The organism is Clostridium sp. Marseille-Q5894, assembly GCF_946902305.1.
Taxonomy (GTDB): Bacteria; Bacillota_I; Bacilli_A; order Erysipelotrichales; family Coprobacillaceae; genus Thomasclavelia.
Window position 1 is genome coordinate 225566 of sequence record NZ_CAMPPT010000005.1, and the last position, 20975, is coordinate 246540.

At 31.0% G+C, this 20975-nt stretch carries 19 protein-coding genes, 6 tRNA genes, 1 riboswitch and 1 other annotated feature; of the genes, 10 read left to right on the plus strand and 15 right to left on the minus strand.

Annotated features, from left to right (window positions below; translation table 11 throughout):
* Positions 1-55: 55 nt before the first annotated feature.
* From OC535_RS09605 to OC535_RS09655, 11 genes are all read right to left on the minus strand, one after another.
* Complete coding sequence (locus OC535_RS09605) at positions 56-358, minus strand: single-stranded DNA-binding protein (RefSeq protein WP_498823690.1); 303 nt, start codon at positions 356-358, stop codon at positions 56-58.
* Positions 359-381: 23 nt separating this feature from the next.
* Positions 382-1503, minus strand: coding sequence for a ParB/RepB/Spo0J family partition protein (locus tag OC535_RS09610; RefSeq protein WP_498823691.1), 1122 nt, complete (start codon positions 1501-1503; stop codon positions 382-384).
* Positions 1503-2387, minus strand: a complete 885-nt coding sequence (locus OC535_RS09615; RefSeq protein WP_498823692.1) for a ParA family protein — start codon at positions 2385-2387, stop codon at positions 1503-1505. The genes OC535_RS09610 and OC535_RS09615 overlap by 1 nt, the downstream gene beginning before the upstream one ends.
* A gap of 157 nt (positions 2388-2544) precedes the next feature.
* Positions 2545-2618 (minus strand) — tRNA-Gly (locus OC535_RS09620).
* A gap of 62 nt (positions 2619-2680) precedes the next feature.
* A tRNA-Lys gene (locus OC535_RS09625) sits at positions 2681-2756 on the minus strand.
* 4 nt (positions 2757-2760) lie between these two features.
* Positions 2761-2836, minus strand: a tRNA-Gln gene (locus OC535_RS09630).
* A 6-nt stretch (positions 2837-2842) separates the two neighbouring features.
* Positions 2843-2925: transfer RNA gene (locus tag OC535_RS09635), tRNA-Tyr, on the minus strand.
* A gap of 4 nt (positions 2926-2929) precedes the next feature.
* Positions 2930-3005, minus strand: a tRNA-Thr gene (locus OC535_RS09640).
* Between the two features lie 13 nt (positions 3006-3018).
* Positions 3019-3094 (minus strand) — tRNA-Val (locus OC535_RS09645).
* A gap of 98 nt (positions 3095-3192) precedes the next feature.
* Positions 3193-4473, minus strand: coding sequence for a glucose-6-phosphate isomerase (locus OC535_RS09650; RefSeq protein WP_024722247.1), 1281 nt, complete (start codon positions 4471-4473; stop codon positions 3193-3195).
* Position 4474: 1 nt separating this feature from the next.
* Complete coding sequence (locus OC535_RS09655; RefSeq protein ID WP_024722246.1) at positions 4475-4852, minus strand: S1 RNA-binding domain-containing protein; 378 nt, start codon at positions 4850-4852, stop codon at positions 4475-4477.
* Between the two features lie 179 nt (positions 4853-5031).
* Between OC535_RS09655 and OC535_RS09660 the strand changes: the two genes are divergently transcribed.
* The 4 genes from OC535_RS09660 to hpf all read left to right on the plus strand — a co-directional run bounded on the left by OC535_RS09660 (position 5032) and on the right by hpf (position 7549).
* Entirely contained in the window at positions 5032-5283 is a 252-nt protein-coding gene (locus OC535_RS09660; RefSeq protein ID WP_227052550.1) for a NifU family protein, read from the plus strand.
* A gap of 168 nt (positions 5284-5451) precedes the next feature.
* On the plus strand, positions 5452-5589 hold the full coding sequence (locus OC535_RS09665) for a hypothetical protein (protein WP_162832137.1): 138 nt from the start codon (positions 5452-5454) through the stop codon (positions 5587-5589).
* A riboswitch (SAM riboswitch) is annotated at positions 5580-5681 on the plus strand. (Overlaps the previous gene by 10 nt.)
* A gap of 66 nt (positions 5682-5747) precedes the next feature.
* The gene (metK, locus tag OC535_RS09670) at positions 5748-6890 is read left to right on the plus strand and encodes a methionine adenosyltransferase (protein WP_024722244.1); all 1143 of its coding nucleotides are present in this window, start codon (positions 5748-5750) and stop codon (positions 6888-6890) included.
* A gap of 128 nt (positions 6891-7018) precedes the next feature.
* Entirely contained in the window at positions 7019-7549 is a 531-nt protein-coding gene (hpf, locus tag OC535_RS09675; protein ID WP_024722243.1) for a ribosome hibernation-promoting factor, HPF/YfiA family, read from the plus strand.
* A gap of 23 nt (positions 7550-7572) precedes the next feature.
* Here hpf and mnmL read toward each other — a convergent pair whose 3' ends face one another.
* Positions 7573-8514, minus strand: a complete 942-nt coding sequence (gene mnmL / locus OC535_RS09680; protein WP_498823693.1) for a tRNA modification radical SAM protein MnmL/YtqA — start codon at positions 8512-8514, stop codon at positions 7573-7575.
* A gap of 38 nt (positions 8515-8552) precedes the next feature.
* Between mnmL and OC535_RS09685 the strand changes: the two genes are divergently transcribed.
* The 5 genes from OC535_RS09685 (at position 8553) to OC535_RS09705 (ending at position 17220) form a co-directional block, all read left to right on the plus strand.
* Entirely contained in the window at positions 8553-10391 is a 1839-nt protein-coding gene (locus OC535_RS09685) for an ABC transporter ATP-binding protein/permease (RefSeq protein WP_498823694.1), read from the plus strand.
* Between the two features lies 1 nt (position 10392).
* Positions 10393-12264 carry an ABC transporter ATP-binding protein/permease gene (locus OC535_RS09690; protein WP_227052547.1) on the plus strand — a complete coding sequence of 624 codons (1872 nt, stop codon included), beginning with the start codon at positions 10393-10395 and terminating at the stop codon, positions 12262-12264.
* Positions 12265-12319: 55 nt separating this feature from the next.
* Positions 12320-12528 (plus strand) — a binding site (T-box leader).
* A gap of 36 nt (positions 12529-12564) precedes the next feature.
* Positions 12565-14961 carry a leucine--tRNA ligase gene (gene leuS / locus OC535_RS09695; RefSeq protein WP_498823695.1) on the plus strand — a complete coding sequence of 799 codons (2397 nt, stop codon included), beginning with the start codon at positions 12565-12567 and terminating at the stop codon, positions 14959-14961.
* 351 nt (positions 14962-15312) lie between these two features.
* Complete coding sequence (locus tag OC535_RS09700) at positions 15313-15603, plus strand: hypothetical protein (RefSeq protein ID WP_155855666.1); 291 nt, start codon at positions 15313-15315, stop codon at positions 15601-15603.
* A gap of 375 nt (positions 15604-15978) precedes the next feature.
* Positions 15979-17220, plus strand: a complete 1242-nt coding sequence (locus OC535_RS09705) for an IS256 family transposase (protein ID WP_498822983.1) — start codon at positions 15979-15981, stop codon at positions 17218-17220.
* A gap of 86 nt (positions 17221-17306) precedes the next feature.
* Here OC535_RS09705 and OC535_RS09710 read toward each other — a convergent pair whose 3' ends face one another.
* Positions 17307-18164: an IS3 family transposase gene (locus OC535_RS09710; RefSeq protein ID WP_498823706.1), complete on the minus strand. Its 858-nt coding sequence runs from the start codon at positions 18162-18164 to the stop codon at positions 17307-17309.
* Between the two features lie 11 nt (positions 18165-18175).
* A complete protein-coding gene (locus OC535_RS09715; RefSeq protein ID WP_498823696.1) occupies positions 18176-18466 on the minus strand; it encodes a transposase in 291 nt (96 codons plus the stop codon).
* A 321-nt stretch (positions 18467-18787) separates the two neighbouring features.
* Between OC535_RS09715 and OC535_RS09720 the strand changes: the two genes are divergently transcribed.
* On the plus strand, positions 18788-20029 hold the full coding sequence (locus OC535_RS09720; RefSeq protein WP_498822983.1) for an IS256 family transposase: 1242 nt from the start codon (positions 18788-18790) through the stop codon (positions 20027-20029).
* Positions 20030-20115: 86 nt separating this feature from the next.
* Here OC535_RS09720 and OC535_RS09725 read toward each other — a convergent pair whose 3' ends face one another.
* A complete protein-coding gene (locus OC535_RS09725; protein WP_498823706.1) occupies positions 20116-20973 on the minus strand; it encodes an IS3 family transposase in 858 nt (285 codons plus the stop codon).
* Positions 20974-20975: the final 2 nt, after the last annotated feature.

The window sequence follows — 20975 nt, forward strand, 5'->3', positions numbered from 1 at the left end:
GTTTTTTTAGATTTCTCAAATAAAAAATCTAAAAAATATGATTTTAAGCTATTTTTTAAGCCTTTAAAATTTTGTATTTATTTATCAAAAAATGACTATATCTTTCCTGAAGAGTACCGTCTACAATTATTCTGCTGGAACGATACTCACCAGTAACAATAACAAGATCACCATCTTTTGCTTCTTTATAAAATCGTTCAGCTTTTTTTCCGTAAAGGGAACAGTCTAAAAGATCATATATATCATTTTCATCCCGTTTTATTTTTAAAATAAAATCTAAAAATGGTGTATTAGATTTTTCTTTTATTCCATATTTCATATCAAAAATAATGCCACACAGTTGATTTGTATTAAACATAATCTATCTATCCAAAGGAGCGATTATAAATCACTCCTGATTCCTTTCTTTTGTAATAATTTAACAATCTCTATGCATTTATCTGCCATATTGTCTATATCTTTGTACTTGCTTTCGTTTCTTAAATAACAGTCTGTTATTATCTCATTTATTATGTATGTATAAGTAGCACAGCTTATCTTCATCAGCACAACTACTGCTGTTTCAATATCTATATATGATGCAATATTAACTGTTTTATAATAACTTTCATTGTTTGACTGCCACGAAATTTTAATTCGTCCTAATTTATAAAAGCATTCAATTATCAGTTTAGATCCACTGTACATATTGAATTCTGTTTTCAATGGGTCATTTCCTTTACAGTGAGTAATAGCTAAAAGATTGTCCTTCAATAAAATGATATGATTATCATTAATCTCTTTAATTTCAGTTTTTTTATTTGTCTTATCATTTTTTTTTAGCTCATTAATTGTTTTCTTTATAAAATTAGAGGGTATTTCCTCAGTTAAGGTAGCTTTCTTTTCCACAGTTTCTATTACTTCGTCTTTAAAATCACTGGTAGCTATCATATAAGCTCCCTGAAGATTTATTTTTTTATTAAGAAACATTTCTGTGACACGATTATCATTTTTGATAATCGACATTAACTGCTGTACAGCTGTTGCGGACATGCCTAAATCATTCGCTATTAACTGTTTCGTAGAAATTCCTTTATTTTCAGGAAGATCTCTTATTACAGGAATTACCTTTTCAAGATAAAGTTTTACTTCACGACATTTATCTTGAACAGTACGTTCTTTTTGTGTTGCATTATCACGCATTAGAGAACGTAATGAGCTGGCTTCATCATCAAAATGAACTATATAACATTCTATTTCCTCATATCCTGCTATTTTTTCCTGATTAATTAACTGATAAGCATAATATCGGCTATGCCCTTTATTAATTACATATCCATCTTCAGTATCCTCAACTACAATAGGGTTATTTAATCCCTCGTCTAAAATACTGGCTTTGATTGCAATTATTTTTTCTAAATGTTCATCTTTAATGTAAGGATTATTTTTGTTGGGTTTAATCAGATCCAAAGGAAGTTTAATAACTTCTCTTGGATCAATACTGTTCATTATGTCAAATGCCATTATTCATCACCTCCAAACAGTTCTTTAGCAAGTGATAAATATTCATCAGCTAATTTAGATCTTCTGCTCCCTTTAAACATGGAAAAATGCTTATCATGTACATTTGAGTTAGAATTGTCTACTACAGCAGTTTGATTTCTTAGCACAACAGAAAATCTATGATTTCCAGACAGATTATTAAACACTTTGGCTAATTTATTCCCATCTAATCTGTTTAATTCATTTATAAATTCTTTATGTAGTTTAATATTTCGATTAGCCATAGTAATAAGAATTCTAAAATTTATTTTAGGATTATCCATCATAGATGCCTGATTAATAAAATCTATCGTTTGCATAGTTCCTGATACACTTTGAAATTCCGGCTGTAGGGGAATTATGCATTCGTCAGAAGCATTTAATACGTTGCTAAGGATATTATCCGTAGCAGGGGCGCAGTCAAATATAATTAAGTCATACTTATCTCTCATCGGTTCAACTACAAGCTTTAATAAATAATTGGCTGATGAAGAAATAAATCTTTTCGCTGTATTTAACTGAACGTCAGCGGTAATAATATCAAGATTTTCATAATCAGTTTTTTGTACAGCATCTTCAACCTTAGCCTTTCTCATTAGAATGTGAGAAATATTAATAGTTTGATTATCAATTTCATTTGGATCATAATTGATCATATAATCAACTAGTCCTTTACCATCGTAAACGTTATTTTGATTAATAAACATTTTTGATGTATTTCCCTGTTGATCAAGATCAACCAGAAGTGTTTTTAATCCAAAATCTTGTGATGCGATAATACCTAGTGTCTCGGCAGTAGTAGATTTACCTACACCGCCTTTTTGATTTGTGATTGCTAATACTTTAGCTTTCTTTGTTTGATTCATTTTATTTCCTCCATTTTCGACCAAACCTATGATTTGGCATATTTTGAGGAACTATATATTATAAAAACGAAAAAACGAGAGTTTCTATAGAGAAACTCCCGTTACACGTATTCTTTAATTTTTATGTAATTAATCAAAAGTTCGACTAAATACATTATGGAGCGGGTGATGGGAATCGAACCCACGTAGTCAGCTTGGAAGGCTGAAGTTCTACCATTGAACTACACCCGCAATTTCAACGCATTAATATAATATCATATGTTTAAGATATTTGCAATAACTTTTTTTAAAAATGGTGACCCGCAGGCGATTCGAACGCCTGACCCTCTGATTAAAAGTCAGATGCTCTACCGGCTGAGCTAGCGGGTCATCTTGGCTGGGGTACCTGGATTCGAACCAGGGAGATGACAGAGTCAAAGTCTGTTGCCTTACCGCTTGGCTATACCCCAATTAGATGGTGGAGGAGGGCGGATTCGAACCACCGAACCAAAGGAACTGAGTTACAGTCAGCCGCGTTTAGCCACTTCGCTACTCCTCCATCATGGTGCCGGCTAAAGGACTTGAACCCTCAACCTACTGATTACAAGTCAGTTGCTCTACCAGTTGAGCTAAGCCGGCTTATTTATTTTTATGGTGGAGGTTAACGGGCTCGAACCGCTGACCCTCTGCTTGTAAGGCAGATGCTCTCCCAACTGAGCTAAACCTCCGTCGCTTAGTGCTTTACTATATTATCACTTACTTTTAAATTAGTCAATAAGAAATTTACATAAAATTAAAAAAGACGATTTGAGAATCGTCTTTTCTATTAATATCCAGGTTTACCAAGTAATTTAAACATATTTTTCTTATATACTTCAACACCTGGCTGGTTAAATGGATTAACATCTAATAAATATACAGACATTGCACATGATTTTTCAAAGAAATAAACCATGTAACCAAATCCATAAGCATCCATTTTATCTAAAGTAATTAAGATATTAGGAACATTACCAGTATTAACATGAGCATCGATAGTTCCTTCACAAGCTTTTTTATTTACATAATCAACTGATTTACCAGCTAAATAATTTAAACCATCTAAATCATCTTTATCACTAGGAATTGTCATATCACCAGCAGGTTCTTTAACTTGCATGATTGTTTCATATAATACTTTTGAACCTTCTTGAATAAATTGTCCTAATGAATGCAAATCAGTAGAGAAAGTAGCACTAGTAGGTAAAATACCTTTTCCTTCTTTTCCTTCTGATTCACCATATAATTGTTTCCACCATTCAGCAACCATTGCCAATTGTAACTCATAAGTTACGAACATTTCTGCAGGATATCCAGCTTTGTGTAAAATTTGACGAGCAACACCATATTTATAAGCATCATTTTGGTCTAAATCAGCATTATTATACTTAACCATGGCATCTTTAGCCCCATTTAACATAGCATCAATATCAATACCAGCCATAGCGATAGGGAATAACCCTACTGGTGTTAAAACAGAATAACGTCCGCCAACATCATCAGGAATTACAAAAGTAGTATATCCCTCTTCAGTTGCTAAAGTTTTTAATGCCCCACGAGCTTTATCAGTAGTAGCAACGATTCTTTCTTTAGCTCCTTCTTTACCATATCTAGCTTCACACATTTCTTTAAAAATTCTAAATGCAATTGATGTTTCTGTAGTAGTTCCTGATTTAGAAATTACATTGATAGCAAATTCTTTTCCCTCAAGATAGTCTGCTACTTGTTTGATGTAATTTGATGAAAAAGTGTTACCCACATAAATTATTTCTACATCATTTGTTGGATATAAACCATTAATTGCTTCAATTGCAGCACGTGCCCCTAAATAAGATCCTCCAATTCCACATACTAACAAAACATCTGTTTTTTCTCTTAATTTAGCAGCAGTTTCTTTAATCAGCTCAACTTCAGCTTTATCATAATTTTCTGGTAATTCAACCCAACCAAGAAAATCATTACCAGCTCCAGTTTTGTTATGAATCATATCATGGATATCTTTTACCGTATCTTTATATGATTCGATATCTTCATTTAATTTGGCTTTAGATAAATCTAATGTAATCATTTTAACTTTCCTCCGTGATTCCTTGTTTAAGCCAGTCTTCCATGGCTAATGCTAATGGTGCAAATCCATTAGGCGTTTCAACGATCAATCGTCTAGGGTTTTTATAATAAACTCGTTTATTACGCCTACGATAACGACTATCAATGGCTTTTAAACTCAATCTTGCATGGTTAGTTTCTTCATCAAAATCAATCACTTTGACTTTAATAAACTCACCAACTTTTACAAAACTATCAATGCTTTTAACGAATTTATCTGATATTTCTGAAATATGAATTAAACCGGTTGAATTATCAGGTAAGCTTGCAAAAGCTCCATACGGTTGAATACCAGTAATTTTTACATCAATGATATCACCGCGTTTAATTTTTTGGCTCATTAATAATCACTCCTTGCACAAGTTATTATATCATAAAATGATTAAAAATATTTCATTTTAGTAATTTTTATTGATGAATTTTAAAATAAAAATATTTATGTAATAAGTTTATCGTGTATTTTTATTTAAAAATAAAAATTTTGTGGTAGAATAAAGTATCAGATAAGGAGATGTTAAAGATGGAAAATACAAGTACAATAGAAGAAGTAGAAAAAGTAATTAATAAATTAAGACCATATTTAAATCGCGATGGTGGCGATATTGAGTTGTTGGATTTTAAAGATGGGATCGTTTATGTAAAAATGCTTGGTGCTTGTGCAGGATGTACAATGCTTGATGAAACATTGAAAGATGGTGTTGAACAAATTTTAATGGAAGAAGTTCCAGGTGTTTTAGGTGTTCAAAATGTTTTAGAAGGTATGACATTTTAATTTGAGACAAATCTGATATAATTTTGAGATGAAATTCGCTATAATTCATGTTAAAATGCTAATATCTGATAAATTACTTGCAATATTCTATTAGATATATTATGATGTATTTGTTGCTTTTTTAGAATATTATTGTTTAAACAATGCAAACTATGTTTAGGTGATAATATGCAGGAAAATGTTAGACAACAGAAAATGATAGCTAGTATCTTATTAGATATTGGTTTAGATGACGAATTAATTGAAATTATGACGTCGCTGACAAAAGAAGAAATACAAGAAATAAATAAAAAAGACTCTTATTAAGAACTACTAGATGAAGATCGATGATGTAGTGGCAACCCTATATTTGAAATAGAAGGTGCCTGACTGAGCAAGTTTTACTTGAACAATGAGAGAAGGCTTCCTAACTATGTATGCTTTCTCTTTAGGAAGCTTTTTTATTTACAAGAAGGAGAAAGAAAATGAAAGAAAAAGTATTATTTACTTCAGAATCAGTATCAATGGGTCATCCTGATAAAGTTTGTGATCAAATCAGTGATGCGATTCTTGATGCCTGTTTAAGTGAAGATCCTAATTCAAGAGTTGCTTGTGAAGTCTTTGCAACTACGGATCTAGTAGTTATTGGTGGTGAAATTACAACGACTGCTAAAGTTGATTATGAACAAGTAGCTCGTGATGTTTTAAAAGAAATAGGCTATGATGATAGCGAAAAAGGGATCGATTATCGTACTTGTAAAGTACAATTGGAAATAGATTGTCAATCACCAGACATTGCTTTAGGAACTAATGATGCAGTTGGTGGGGCAGGTGATCAAGGAATCATGTTTGGTTTTGCTTGTAAAGAAACTAAAGGTTATATGCCATTACCAATTTCTATTGCTCATCACTTAGTACGTTATGCTACAGAAAAGAAAAATAGTGGCGAGTTTAAACATGCTCGTCCTGATATGAAAGCCCAAGTAACGATTGATTATACTGAAGAACAACCAACGATTGATACAATTTTAATGTCGATACAGCATGATCCTGATTTTGATGAAGCAGAATTTAAACGTTACGTAAAAGAAGAAATCATGGATGTCGTTGTAAAGAAATATAATTTAAATACAGATTATCGCGTTTTAATTAATCCTACGGGACGTTTTGTAATTGGAGGACCGCATGGCGATACGGGATTAACAGGTCGTAAGATCATTGTTGATACATATGGTGGAGCAGCGCGCCATGGTGGTGGAGCGTTTAGTGGTAAAGATCCTTCAAAAGTGGATCGTTCAGCTGCATATATGCTAAGATATATTGCTAAAAATATTGTTGCGGCTAATCTTTGTGATAAGATTGAAATTCAGGTTTCATATGCAATCGGGGTAAAAGAACCAACTTCTATTTTTGTGGAAACTTATGGAACTGAGCGGGTTGATCATGACATTATTTTAAGAGCTATCAAAGAAAATTTTGATTTAACACCAGGAGGAATTATCAAATCATTACAATTACGGCAGCCTTTATATTTAAAAACAGCTGTGTATGGTCATTTTGGTCGTGGCGATATTAATTTACCTTGGGAAAAGTTAGATAAAGTAGAAATTTTAAAAAAATATTTATAGATAAAAATACTCGATGAATCGAGTGTTTTTTTGATTATGTTAAATTAAGGAAAATTTTATCTATAATTTAAGTGTTATTTTATGAATTTATATTGTATAATATTTATATACACAAAGGAGGAATTCTTATGAAAATCTCAGTTAGAGGAAAAAACATTGAAATCACAGAAGCTATAGAAACAAAAATATCAGAAAAATTATCTAAATTAGATAAGTACTTTATTGTAAGTGACAATGTAGAAGCAAAAGTTTTATGTCGGGTTTATCCTTATGGTCAAAAACTTGAAGTTACGATTCCTACTGAATATGTACTTTTAAGAGCAGAAGTAGTTGATGATGATCTATATACTGCAATGGATTTAGTTGTAGATAAATTAGAAGGACAAATTAGAAAGTACAAAACTAGATTAAGTCGTAAATCAAAAGATAATAAACTTGCATTCAATCTATCTTCAATTGAAGATGTTGAATCTGAAGACGATGTATTGGTAAAGGTAAAATCAATTACTCCTAAACCAATGGATATGGAAGAAGCGATTATGCAGATGGAATTGATCGGACATTCATTCTTCGTATATCGTGATGCTGAAAGTGATTCTATTAGTATTGTTTACCGTCGTAACGATGGAGATTATGGTTTAATTGAAACAGATGAATAATAATAAAAAGCCCAAAGGGCTTTTTATTTTAAGTGGATATTACATCCCTGATAATAATTTTTACTTACCATCAATTTATCAATATCATTTAAAATAGTAACTTTTTTAATTGACCAAAGCGGTGCAATCAAATCTTCAATGTTTCCATCACCGGTAAGACGTTCAATAATAATATTATCAGGCAGATAACTTAATTGTTCAGTAACTAAATCAATATATTCTTCGCGAGAAAGCATTTTAAATTTATCATCTAAGTAGAGTTGATGTAATTTGGTATTTTTAATGACATAAAGCATATGAATTTTAATCGCCTGGATATCTAGTTTACCCAACTCTCTAGCTGTTTGTAACATCATTTCTTTTGTTTCAAAGGGTAAACCATTGATTATGTGGACACAAACATTGATTTTATGCTGGCGCAATTTATTTAAACCATCTAAAAATTCTTGATAAGTGTGCCCGCGATTAATTAATTGACCTGTTTTATCATGAATAGTCTGCAATCCTAATTCTACCCATAAATCACACTGGGTATTAATTTTGGCGAGATATTCTAAAACATCATTTTCTAAACAATCAGGACGGGTGGCAATACTAATTGCTACAACGTCTTTTTTATTTAAAAAAGGATCAACGCAGTTTTGAATTTTTTCAATTGGACCATACGTATTAGTATTAGCCTGAAAATATGCAATATATTTGCAATTTGGCCATTTTTTTTGAAGAATAGCGCTAACATCATTAAACTGCTGTTCGAGTGAATCTTTAACGTTACCAGCATAATCACCAGAACCGCTGTTACTACAAAAAATACAACCTCCATTTCCTTTAGTACCATCACGATTAGGACAAGTAAAGCCGGCATTAAGACTGACCTTGGCAACTTTATGATGGTATTTGTTTTTTAAATAATAATTAAAAGTATGATAACGTTTATTATCATTACTGTATCTAAATAGATTCATTTTTATCACCTAAGATATTATAACATAAGGAGAAAAATATGGTATTACAACTTAAAAATGTTACAAAATTTTATAAATTTGGTAAAAATAAACAATTAGTAATTGAAGATCTTTCAATTAATTTTCCGCGTGTAGGAATGGTTGCAATCGTAGGTAAAAGCGGTTGTGGTAAATCGACTTTATTGAATTTGATTGCGGGAATTGAAAAAGCTGATAATGGTAAAGTAATGATTGATGGTCATGAGTTAGACTATCGTCAGATAGACAAATATCAAAGTAAATATATTAGTTATGTTTATCAGTTTTATAATTTAGTTGATGCTTTAACGGTATATGAAAATTTAATTTTATTGGCAAAAATAAAGGGTAAAAAGATATCGATGTCTAAATTACATTTTTTAACTGATAAATTAGCTATAACCCCTTTGTTAGAATATTTTCCTAAAGAGCTTTCAGGCGGACAAAAGCAAAGAGTCAGTTTGATCAGAGCTTTTCTTTGTGATACCCCGATATTACTTGCCGACGAGCCTACAGGAGCGCTAAATAGTCAAATGGCTAAAGAAGTAATGGAGCTTTTAAAATGGTATTCTAGAAAACATTTAGTCATCATTATTTCTCATAATTATAATTTGATTAATAAGTATACTAATAAGATTATCAATCTTGAAAGTAATCAGAATAATTATGATTTTGGTCATCAAAATAATTATCATAAATATTTTTTTAAAAGTATGAACGATAATATGATTAGAATAAAATTTTATGTAAAAAGACAGCTTATTTATCAAAAGAAAAAAATTTTAATGATGTTTTTTTCTCAAATATTTACAATTTGTGCTTTTGTGCTGCTTTTAAGTGGTATTAATGGGGGCTGGTTATATTTACAAAATTGTTTTAACAGTGATCCGCTTAAAGAAATCATTGAAATTAGTAAAAAAGATTATCAGGAACTAAATTTTACTGATGAACAGATCAGTAATTTAAAAAATAATAAGTTAGTTAGCCAGCTTAGTTATAAGCTGGATTTTAATTTAGGAATTATAAAAAATGATCAGGAACTACAGTTAAATAGTTATCAGATATATCAAGATGATAATATCGATTATCAAAAAGGTGATTATTTTAATCAAGAAAATCAAATCATGATCAATCAAGAAGCGGCTAAAGTATATAATTTAAAGATATCTGATAAACTTGATTTTGTGATTGATGAAAAAAAGTATGTATTTACGATCAAAGCAATTATCAATGATCATATAAATACGGGAGCAAATATTTATTATGATGAAAAATATTTAGATTCAAATCTAAAGAATGAAATAATCGATCGAAGATGTTTAGTTATAAAAAGTAATCGTTTTGATCAGCTTTTAAAACAATATGATCACCAGTATTTTGTGACCAATTTACATCAGGATTATATCGATAGTTATCATATTCTTTTTAAAATGGCAGTAATAGTAGTTACTGTTTTTTTAGTTATTAGCTTTATAATTTCATTAATTTTAATTTCGATTGTTTTAAAAATGATCCTGATTGAGCGAAAAAGAGATATTTGTTTAATGTTATCAAATGGTTTAACAATAAACAAAGCAAGAAAATTATTTGGCTGGGAAACAAGTTTGATGGGAGCTTTGATAGGAGCATGGGGATCTATTTTGGCAGAGATGATCCTACAAATAATAAGATTCTTTGATATTGGTGATAAATTGTTTGGTATTTCTAATTTATTTATTTTGCCTAAACTATTTTTATCACAGTTCGATCTATATTTAGTCATGATATTAATTTATATGAGCGCATGTTTTATGGTAGCAATGGGGGCAAGTTTAAAAATCAGGAAAATGGATATTAGTGTACTTTTAAAGGAGGATTAAAATGTTAGAGATAAAAAATCTATCTAAACGTTATGATGAACTTATCATCAATGATTTATCAATTATTTTTCCTAATACCGGAATGATTGTAATTGTCGGAGAATCAGGTTGTGGAAAGACAACTTTATTAAATATACTAGGTGGAATTGATCAGGATTATGAAGGTGAAATTTTATTTGATCATCAAAATATTAGAACGATAAAGAATTATTGTCGTAAACATATTGGTTTTATTTTTCAAAATTTTAATTTAATTAATTGGTTAAATGTAAAACAAAACTATTTATTATCGCAATTTTTCACAAAAATAATTTTTAAAAGGGAAAGAGAAGATCGGGAAAGTAAATTAGAGCTAACTGATATATTAAGAAAAAAACCAGGAATATTGTCTGGAGGCCAAAAACAGCGTGTTGCAATGTTAAGGGCAATGATTAAAAATGTTGATATTTTACTTTGTGATGAACCAACTGGTTCATTAGATGATAATAATGCAAAAATAATTTTTGATTTATTGAAACAGGAGGCTAAAGAACGGTTAGTAATTGTGATTACTCATAATGAAGAGTTAGCTTTTAAATATGCCAGTCAGATATTTTATTTTCAAAATGGCAAGTTGGCTGGTAAAAAGACCCATATTAAAAAAGATAATTTTTATTATCGTTTAAAAGAGAAAAAAAGACCTCTAAATCTTTACAAATTAGCTTTATTACAATATTGTGCAAACATTGCTAGAAATGTAAAAATTACTACTGGTTTGATGATTGCACTAGTTTGTATTATGATTACGTTTACATTTAGCGGTTCTTTGCAAAATCAAATTCATCAGCAGTTAAATAAAATTTTTCCTAATCAGCTCGTATCATTACAATCTAGTAATAAAAAAGTAATCAGTTATAATGATCTAATTAAATTGAAGGAAAATTCAAAAATCACATATTTATATGGGGAAATGAATGATTATGAATTTATGGGAGTATCACTGCAAGGTGATTATCAAGTTGATAAGACAGTATATATTAGTGATATGACTAAAGAGCTTAAAAATAATAAATTAGAATTAGGACGAGAAATTAGAAGTGATAATGAAATTGTTTTATCAAAAACTACTGCCATACATTTAAAGCAGAATTATAAAGATCTTTTAAATAAACAAATTTATGGATATTATTTACATGATGATATGATCAAGAAAATAACGTTAAAAGTTGTAGGAATTAGTGATGAGAATTCTTTATTTGATACAATTTATATTAAAGAGCTAGCTAATGTTAAACATGTAAGTGAGTGCTTTGGTGTAGATGTTGATCAAGTTGTTTTTTCGCTTGGGATGGTCAACATTGATAATAAAGTTAGTGTTAATGAATATTTGAAAATTTTAAAGCAGGAAAATCCGCATTTTAAATTTAAAATAGCTGGTGAAGATATTAATACTAGAGTTGATGATCTGTTATCACAGATTCAACATATTTTAATTTTATTTTCTTCTTTAGCTATTGTTGCAGCATGTTTTTTGATTGGTGAAGTTTTATATCTATCAGCGGTTGAAAAGACTAAAGATATTGGAATATTTAAATGTTTTGGAGCAAGTAAATTACAAATTAGTTTATTAGTGATATTTGAAAGTTTTACTTTGATCAATATTGCATTTTTATTTTCATATTTGTTTTTTGATCAGTTAGTTGGTTTATTTAACCAGTTTGTTGAAGTAATGTTACAATTAAATTTATCAGAGACATTTATTCAAATAGATAATTCATTATTAGTTTTTATTTATTTAGAAGCGGTGTTTTTTGGACTTGCCAGTAGTTTCTTTCCAGCCTCATTTGCTAGTCGTTTAGATCCTGTAAAATCATTGAAATATCAAAGATATTAAATGATGGAATTTTGTTGCATCTGGTCTTTTTTGTGATATAATATTTGAGTATCTAAAAAAATCAATGAATAGGACTAGTAATAATTGACGTTTTTTGTAGAGAGTCAGTGGGTGGTGAAAACTGATAGAACGGATTATGAACTCACCTAGGAGATGCAGCGGTGAATAGAGTAGTCGTTGCCGTTAACTGCGTTAAAGTTTTGAGGGCTTAGTCTTTGTGACTTTGAACTAAGGTGGTAACGCGATATTTGAGTCGTCCTTAGAGGGATGGCTTTTTTTATTTTAAGGAGGAATTATAAAATGCCGTTTAATCACAAACAAATCGAGCCAAAATGGCAAAAATATTGGGATGAACATAAGACATTTAAAACTGATTGTTATGATGACAGTAAACCAAAATATTATTGTGTTGATATGTTTCCATATCCATCAGGAAACGGTCTTCATGTAGGACATCCTGAAGGATATACAGCAACAGATATTGTTTCAAGAATGAAAAGAATGCAAGGATACAATGTATTACATCCAATGGGATTTGATTCATTTGGTTTGCCAGCTGAACAATTTGCTATTCAGACAGGGCATCATCCAGCTGAATTTACTAAAAAGAATATTGAAGTATTCAAAGGACAAATTAAATCATTAGGATTTTCATATGATTGGGATCGTGAAATTGCAACTAGTGATCCAGAATACTATAAATGGACACAATGGATTTTTACGAAGTTATATGATGCTGGACTTGCCTATGTTGATGAAATTCCAGTAAACTGGTGTCCAGAACTTAAAGCAGTTCTTGCTAATGAAGAAGTTATTGATGGTAAAAGTGAACGTGGTGGGTATCCTGTAATTCGTAAGCCAATGCGTCAATGGGTCTTAAAAATTACAGAATATGCTGAAAGATTATTAGAGGATCTTGACGATTTAGACTGGCCGGAAGCTACAAAACAGATGCAGCGTAACTGGATTGGAAAATCAGTTGGTGCAAATGTTGATTTTAGAATAGATGGGACAGATAAGATTTTTACAGTTTTTACAACTCGTTGTGATACTTTATTTGGAGCAACTTACTGTGTTATGGCACCAGAGCATCCATATGTTGATGAAATTACAACACCTGAACAAAAAGCAGCAATCGAAGCTTATAAACAAAGCTGCATTAGTAAATCAGACTTAGAAAGAACAGAATTAAATAAGGATAAAACTGGAGTTTTTACGGGTGCTTATGCAATTAATCCAGTTAATGGAAAGAAAATTCCGATTTGGATCTCTGATTACGTTCTAGCAAGTTATGGAACAGGAGCAATCATGGCAGTACCTGCTCATGATGATCGTGACTGGGAATTTGCTAAAAAGTTTGGTATCGATATTATTCCCGTATTAGAAGGTGGAAATATTGAAGAAGCTGCGTATACTGAAGATGGTTTACATATTAATTCACAGTGGCTAGATGGTTTAGGAAAACAAGAAGCAATTGATAAAATGATTGCTTGGCTAGAAGAACATCAATGTGGTGAAAAGAAAATTTCTTATAAATTAAGAGACTGGCTATTTTCTCGTCAACGTTATTGGGGAGAACCTATTCCAATCATCCATATGGAAGATGGAACAATGAAAACTGTTCCTGTTGAAGAATTACCATTAGAATTGCCAGCTACTAAAAACTTTCAACCACATGACAGTGGTGAATCACCACTTGCAAATTGTGAAGACTGGTTAGAAGTTGAAATTGATGGTCAAAAAGGACGTCGTGAAACAAATACAATGCCACAATGGGCAGGATCATGCTGGTATTATATTCGTTATATTGATCCTCATAATAGTGAAGCTATTTGTGATCCAAAATTATTAGAAAAATGGTTACCAGTTGATTTATATGTAGGTGGTGCCGAACATGCGGTATTACACTTGTTATACTCACGTTTCTGGCATAAAGTACTATATGATGCTGGGGTTGTAAAATGTAAAGAACCATGGCAAAGATTATTCCATCAAGGAATGATTTTAGGTGATAACAATGAAAAGATGTCTAAATCACGTGGTAATGTTGTTAATCCTGATGATATTGTTGCTAGTCATGGTGCTGATGCATTAAGATTGTATGAAATGTTTATGGGACCATTAGAAGCAGCTCTTCCTTGGTCAACCAATGGATTAGATGGTGCTCGTAAATGGTTAGATCGTGTTTATCGTTTATTTATTGAACAAGATAAATTAAGTGATGAAAATGATCATAGTTTGGATCGAGTATATCATCAAACAGTAAAGAAAGTTACTGATGATTTTGAAACGTTAGGATTCAATACTGCGATTTCACAGATGATGATCTTTATTAATGAATGTTATAAAGCACCTTCAGTATATAAAGAATATGCATTTAATTTTATTAAGATGCTTTCTTGTATTGCACCTCATGTCTGTGAAGAAATGTGGCAATTATTGGGACATGAAAATACGCTTGCATACGAAGTTTGGCCAACATATGATGAAAGTATGTTAGTCAGTGAAACTGTTGAAATGGGTGTTCAGGTAAATGGTAAACTTAGAGCAAAAATCCAAGTCGCTAAAGATGCCGATGATGAAACAGTCAAGAAAACAGCTTTTGAACAGGAAAATGTTAAAGCGCATACTGATGGTAAAAATATTGTTAAAATAATTGTTGTTAAGAATAAAATCGTTAATATTGTCGTTAAATAAAAAATAATTGTAGCAATTTATGAAGATTTATTAAAAAAGTAAGGTTTTATCACAATATCGGCAACTTAAGACAGTTGTATAAGAAAGGCTAAAAATTAAAGGAGATGTTTGGATATAGGTTCAATTTACCCATAAGCGAGTAAGAACCGTCAAGCCAGTGAGCCTTTCTTTTTTTGTATGTTTAACTCTTTTTATTACTTATTTATGAAAAAGAATATGGAAAAATGATGCTTATAATAGTAAGTAAAGATTTTAAGATAGATAAATTATTATATTCACAAAAAAGATATTGAAAATGTAAATAAAACATTTCAATTATTTAAAAGAGTGAAGGATACAAATCAGGCAGAATTGATTACGACTATTTTATTTTCATTTGATAATTTAAAAGAAACATATCATGAAGTGACTGAAAATATGATATACCAATATATTGTAGAATGGAAAAAGAGATTTAGTGATCATCAAAGTGAATTAAAAGTTAGAGAACTTATTAAGGCTCTTACTGGAATAAATTTAATTGCTACTGATTATACTAAAGATCATGTAGATGATATATTTTTTAAAATAAGTTTGGAATTTATAAGAAGAGCAGCTTCGTATGAAGTTGTTCTTTTTTTTATAAGGAATGGAGTTGAATAAGACGATAAAGAAAATCACAAAAGAAATTCAAGAATTAGAATATCTATCTCTTGAGTGGTATGTCAACTTTCTATTATAATCATCTTCAATAATTAAAATATTATTTTTATGTGTATATGAGAGTAATTGATTTCCTAAATGTTGAGAAACAGGTTGGTCCTATGTCAAGATTTCGGACTAACTAAATGTAAGAAAATTAGTTAGTTTCCTCTAATATATATTTGTTCTCATATTCATTTGGTGATAAATATTCACAATGTGAGTGGATTCTTACTGGGGAGTGTAAAATAAAGTGTGTAAGTAAGTAATATGTGTTATATTACTGCTACACACTTTTCTTATTATCAAAATTAAAAATATGGAGGTTAATGAAATATGGCAAGAATAAAAAGAGATCCAAAAACAGTAGCTTTGGCTCAACAAATTATTGATACTTATAATCCACAATCAGCACAGGATATGGATGAAGCTTTAAAAGATATTTTTGGACCATTATTTGAATCAATGCTTCAGGGAGAAATGAACAACCATCTTGGTTATGCATCTAACAGTAAAGAAGAAAAAAAGACATTAAACAGAAGAAATGGTTATTCTCCTAAAAAAATAAAAACATCAAGAGGAGAATTAGATATTAATATACCTAGAGACAGGGAGGCATCTTTTGAACCGCAAATTATTCCTAAGAGAACGAGAGATGTTTCGGACATTGAAAATAAAGTCATCTCAATGTATGCAAAAGGAATGTCTCAAAGAGATATATCAACCACAATTGAAGATATCTATGGATTTTCGGTTTCTCATGAAATGATTTCCGATATAACCGATGCTATCATTCCTGAACTGGAAAACTGGCAAAACCGACCACTATCTCAATGTTATGCATTCTTGTTTGTTGACTGTTTATATGTGACAGTAAGAAATGATTATGAGGTAAAGGAATATGCTGTATATGCTGTTTTAGGCTATGACATCAATGGAAACAAGGAAATACTGGGGTTATGGTTAAACGAGACAGAAAGCAAGCATAAATGGATGCAGATTTTTGATGAAATCAAAGCGAGAGGTGTGGAAGATGTTTTCTTTATATCTATGGATGGTGTTAGTGGACTTGAAGATGGTGCGAAAGCAATATTTCCCAATGTTGTGGTACAAAGATGTATTGTCCACCTTATAAGGAATTCTATTAAATATGTCCCAAGCAAGGATTATAAGCGATTTACACAATCATTGAAAAAAGTTTATGGAGCTCCTAGTTTAAAGGCGGCCAAAAACGCATTTGAAACATTCAAGAATGAGTGGAAACAATATCCGGGAGCAGTTGATGTATGGGAAAGGAACATTCATCATGTAGAACAGCTGTTTGATTATGGATCAGCCATCAGAAAAGTTATGTATACAACCAATGCAATTGAAAGTGTCAATTCAAGTTTTAGAAAGGTCATAAAAAAAGGAGCATTTCCAAATGAGACAGCGGTATTAAAAGTGTTATATTTAAGAGTTCTTGAATTATCGAAAAAATGGTCAGGTGGGCGTGTATCAAATTGGGCAATGGTTATGAATCAATTAATGATGGATGATAGATTTTCAACAAGAATCCAAAAATATTTAGAAAAATAAAATGACCTATATATACTCGATATAAGTCATTTCTATAGTTCTTTGACAATTTAATAAAATTACTTACACAAATTTCTTGACATTCCCTAGTTCTTTGACAATTTAATAAAATTACTTACACAAATTTCTTGACATTCCCTTCTTACTGTATTATAGAATCCTTCTAAATATTCAAACACCAGCTGATATGCCTGATGATAATTCATTATCTTAAATCTGTTTAGCCACTCTCTTTTTATTAATGCGTGATATGATTCTATACATGCATTATCCCATGGATTACCTTTTCTTGAATAGCTGCACACCATATCCCTTGTCAGCTCTCGATACCTCCTCGATGTGTAATGTATTCCCCTGTCACTTTGTATTACTACTGGATTGGCTGTTTTTCTTCTGCTCTTTGCTGTTTCCAGACATTTTAATACCTCATCCACCTCCAGTGTTTTACTTAATGTCCAGGCTATTATTTTTCTTGAATATAAATCCATTATACTGGTTAGATATACAAATCCTTCATCATGTGTGTATATATAAGTTATGTCTGTACACCATGCTTCATTTGGCGCCTTTGGATTAAAATCTCTTTTTAGAATATTATGTAATCTGCTGGAAAAGTCACAGTCTTTTGTTGTTTTAGTATATGGCTTGATATAGTGGGCTTTAATGTTGTTTTCTTTCATTAGTTTCCCTACAAATCTTTCACTAACCTTATGTCCTTCTCTTTGAAGTATCTGGGTTATTTTAGGTGCTCCATATATTTCTTTTGATTCCTTGTGTATTTCCTTGATTCTAACAGCTAGTTTAGCTCTTCTTATTTTTTGATTACATGGTTTTCTTTTAAGGTAGTCATAATATCCAGATTTACTGATATTCAATTTTTCAAGCATACTGGTAACTGAAGCTTTAGGATCAGCGTCAGATTTTTTCTTGATCTGATCATACAGTTCCTGCTTAGTTAATTCCCCAGTATGCCAATAGCCTTTTTTAGGACATCTAAAGCATCCTTTGTATCCTTAAGTTCTTTTTTTAGTTTGGCAATTTCTTTAGCTTCATCACTGGAATAGTTGCCACTGCCCCTGGAATTAATTGTACCATTATTATTTTTAGCATCTTTAAGCCACTTGTGAACAGTACTGTCAGCAACACCAAAGTGTTTGGCAATAGCGACCTTGGATTCATCAGGGTGCTGCAGTACATAGTCAACAACTCCCTGTTTAAATTCATCTGTAAATGTTGGTTTACTCATTGTTAAACCGCAAATTCTCTACAAAAAAAATAATACAAAAACTGCAAATAAAAAAAACAAACGGATTAAGAAAGATGCCGTTTCAAACTGCACTGCATCAACCTTAATCTGTTTTTTATTTGCAGAATAGTGTATGATATCTATCGATCAATATTATGAAAGGAAAAAGAAAAGAAACAGCCCGTTAAAGCTTCTCACCCTCTAACACTGTCCCTTTTCAATGGGAGTGTAAAATAAAGTGTGTAAGTAAGTAATATGTGTTATATTACTGCTACACACTTTTCTTATTATCAAAATTAAAAATATGGAGGTTAATGAAATATGGCAAGAATAAAAAGAGATCCAAAAACAGTAGCTTTGGCTCAACAAATTATTGATACTTATAATCCACAATCAGCACAGGATATGGATGAAGCTTTAAAAGATATTTTTGGACCATTATTTGAATCAATGCTTCAGGGAGAAATGAACAACCATCTTGGTTATGCATCTAACAGTAAAGAAGAAAAAAAGACATTAAACAGAAGAAATGGTTATTCTCCTAAAAAAATAAAAACATCAAGAGGAGAATTAGATATTAATATACCTAGAGACAGGGAGGCATCTTTTGAACCGCAAATTATTCCTAAGAGAACGAGAGATGTTTCGGACATTGAAAATAAAGTCATCTCAATGTATGCAAAAGGAATGTCTCAAAGAGATATATCAACCACAATTGAAGATATCTATGGATTTTCGGTTTCTCATGAAATGATTTCCGATATAACCGATGCTATCATTCCTGAACTGGAAAACTGGCAAAACCGACCACTATCTCAATGTTATGCATTCTTGTTTGTTGACTGTTTATATGTGACAGTAAGAAATGATTATGAGGTAAAGGAATATGCTGTATATGCTGTTTTAGGCTATGACATCAATGGAAACAAGGAAATACTGGGGTTATGGTTAAACGAGACAGAAAGCAAGCATAAATGGATGCAGATTTTTGATGAAATCAAAGCGAGAGGTGTGGAAGATGTTTTCTTTATATCTATGGATGGTGTTAGTGGACTTGAAGATGGTGCGAAAGCAATATTTCCCAATGTTGTGGTACAAAGATGTATTGTCCACCTTATAAGGAATTCTATTAAATATGTCCCAAGCAAGGATTATAAGCGATTTACACAATCATTGAAAAAAGTTTATGGAGCTCCTAGTTTAAAGGCGGCCAAAAACGCATTTGAAACATTCAAGAATGAGTGGAAACAATATCCGGGAGCAGTTGATGTATGGGAAAGGAACATTCATCATGTAGAACAGCTGTTTGATTATGGATCAGCCATCAGAAAAGTTATGTATACAACCAATGCAATTGAAAGTGTCAATTCAAGTTTTAGAAAGGTCATAAAAAAAGGAGCATTTCCAAATGAGACAGCGGTATTAAAAGTGTTATATTTAAGAGTTCTTGAATTATCGAAAAAATGGTCAGGTGGGCGTGTATCAAATTGGGCAATGGTTATGAATCAATTAATGATGGATGATAGATTTTCAACAAGAATCCAAAAATATTTAGAAAAATAAAATGACCTATATATACTCGATATAAGTCATTTCTATAGTTCTTTGACAATTTAATAAAATTACTTACACAAATTTCTTGACATTCCCTAGTTCTTTGACAATTTAATAAAATTACTTACACAAATTTCTTGACATTCCCTTCTTACTGTATTATAGAATCCTTCTAAATATTCAAACACCAGCTGATATGCCTGATGATAATTCATTATCTTAAATCTGTTTAGCCACTCTCTTTTTATTAATGCGTGATATGATTCTATACATGCATTATCCCATGGATTACCTTTTCTTGAATAGCTGCACACCATATCCCTTGTCAGCTCTCGATACCTCCTCGATGTGTAATGTATTCCCCTGTCACTTTGTATTACTACTGGATTGGCTGTTTTTCTTCTGCTCTTTGCTGTTTCCAGACATTTTAATACCTCATCCACCTCCAGTGTTTTACTTAATGTCCAGGCTATTATTTTTCTTGAATATAAATCCATTATACTGGTTAGATATACAAATCCTTCATCATGTGTGTATATATAAGTTATGTCTGTACACCATGCTTCATTTGGCGCCTTTGGATTAAAATCTCTTTTTAGAATATTATGTAATCTGCTGGAAAAGTCACAGTCTTTTGTTGTTTTAGTATATGGCTTGATATAGTGGGCTTTAATGTTGTTTTCTTTCATTAGTTTCCCTACAAATCTTTCACTAACCTTATGTCCTTCTCTTTGAAGTATCTGGGTTATTTTAGGTGCTCCATATATTTCTTTTGATTCCTTGTGTATTTCCTTGATTCTAACAGCTAGTTTAGCTCTTCTTATTTTTTGATTACATGGTTTTCTTTTAAGGTAGTCATAATATCCAGATTTACTGATATTCAATTTTTCAAGCATACTGGTAACTGAAGCTTTAGGATCAGCGTCAGATTTTTTCTTGATCTGATCATACAGTT

What these genes read in the sequence shown, in the direction of transcription:
- OC535_RS09720 (WP_498822983.1), top strand. Translation starts at nt 18,788, where the DNA reads ATGGCAAGAATAAAAAGAGATCCAAAAACAGTAGCTTTGGCTCAACAA.
- OC535_RS09660 (WP_227052550.1), top strand. Translation starts at nt 5,032, where the DNA reads ATGGAAAATACAAGTACAATAGAAGAAGTAGAAAAAGTAATTAATAAA.
- OC535_RS09650 (WP_024722247.1), bottom strand. Translation starts at nt 4,473, where the DNA reads ATGATTACATTAGATTTATCTAAAGCCAAATTAAATGAAGATATCGAA.
- OC535_RS09665 (WP_162832137.1), top strand. Translation starts at nt 5,452, where the DNA reads ATGCAGGAAAATGTTAGACAACAGAAAATGATAGCTAGTATCTTATTA.
- OC535_RS09715 (WP_498823696.1), bottom strand. Translation starts at nt 18,466, where the DNA reads ATGAGTAAACCAACATTTACAGATGAATTTAAACAGGGAGTTGTTGAC.
- OC535_RS09605 (WP_498823690.1), bottom strand. Translation starts at nt 358, where the DNA reads ATGTTTAATACAAATCAACTGTGTGGCATTATTTTTGATATGAAATAT.
- OC535_RS09690 (WP_227052547.1), top strand. Translation starts at nt 10,393, where the DNA reads ATGTTAGAGATAAAAAATCTATCTAAACGTTATGATGAACTTATCATC.
- OC535_RS09655 (WP_024722246.1), bottom strand. Translation starts at nt 4,852, where the DNA reads ATGAGCCAAAAAATTAAACGCGGTGATATCATTGATGTAAAAATTACT.
- OC535_RS09705 (WP_498822983.1), top strand. Translation starts at nt 15,979, where the DNA reads ATGGCAAGAATAAAAAGAGATCCAAAAACAGTAGCTTTGGCTCAACAA.
- leuS (WP_498823695.1), top strand. Translation starts at nt 12,565, where the DNA reads ATGCCGTTTAATCACAAACAAATCGAGCCAAAATGGCAAAAATATTGG.
- mnmL (WP_498823693.1), bottom strand. Translation starts at nt 8,514, where the DNA reads ATGAATCTATTTAGATACAGTAATGATAATAAACGTTATCATACTTTT.
- OC535_RS09610 (WP_498823691.1), bottom strand. Translation starts at nt 1,503, where the DNA reads ATGGCATTTGACATAATGAACAGTATTGATCCAAGAGAAGTTATTAAA.
- OC535_RS09615 (WP_498823692.1), bottom strand. Translation starts at nt 2,387, where the DNA reads ATGAATCAAACAAAGAAAGCTAAAGTATTAGCAATCACAAATCAAAAA.
- hpf (WP_024722243.1), top strand. Translation starts at nt 7,019, where the DNA reads ATGAAAATCTCAGTTAGAGGAAAAAACATTGAAATCACAGAAGCTATA.
- OC535_RS09685 (WP_498823694.1), top strand. Translation starts at nt 8,553, where the DNA reads ATGGTATTACAACTTAAAAATGTTACAAAATTTTATAAATTTGGTAAA.
- metK (WP_024722244.1), top strand. Translation starts at nt 5,748, where the DNA reads ATGAAAGAAAAAGTATTATTTACTTCAGAATCAGTATCAATGGGTCAT.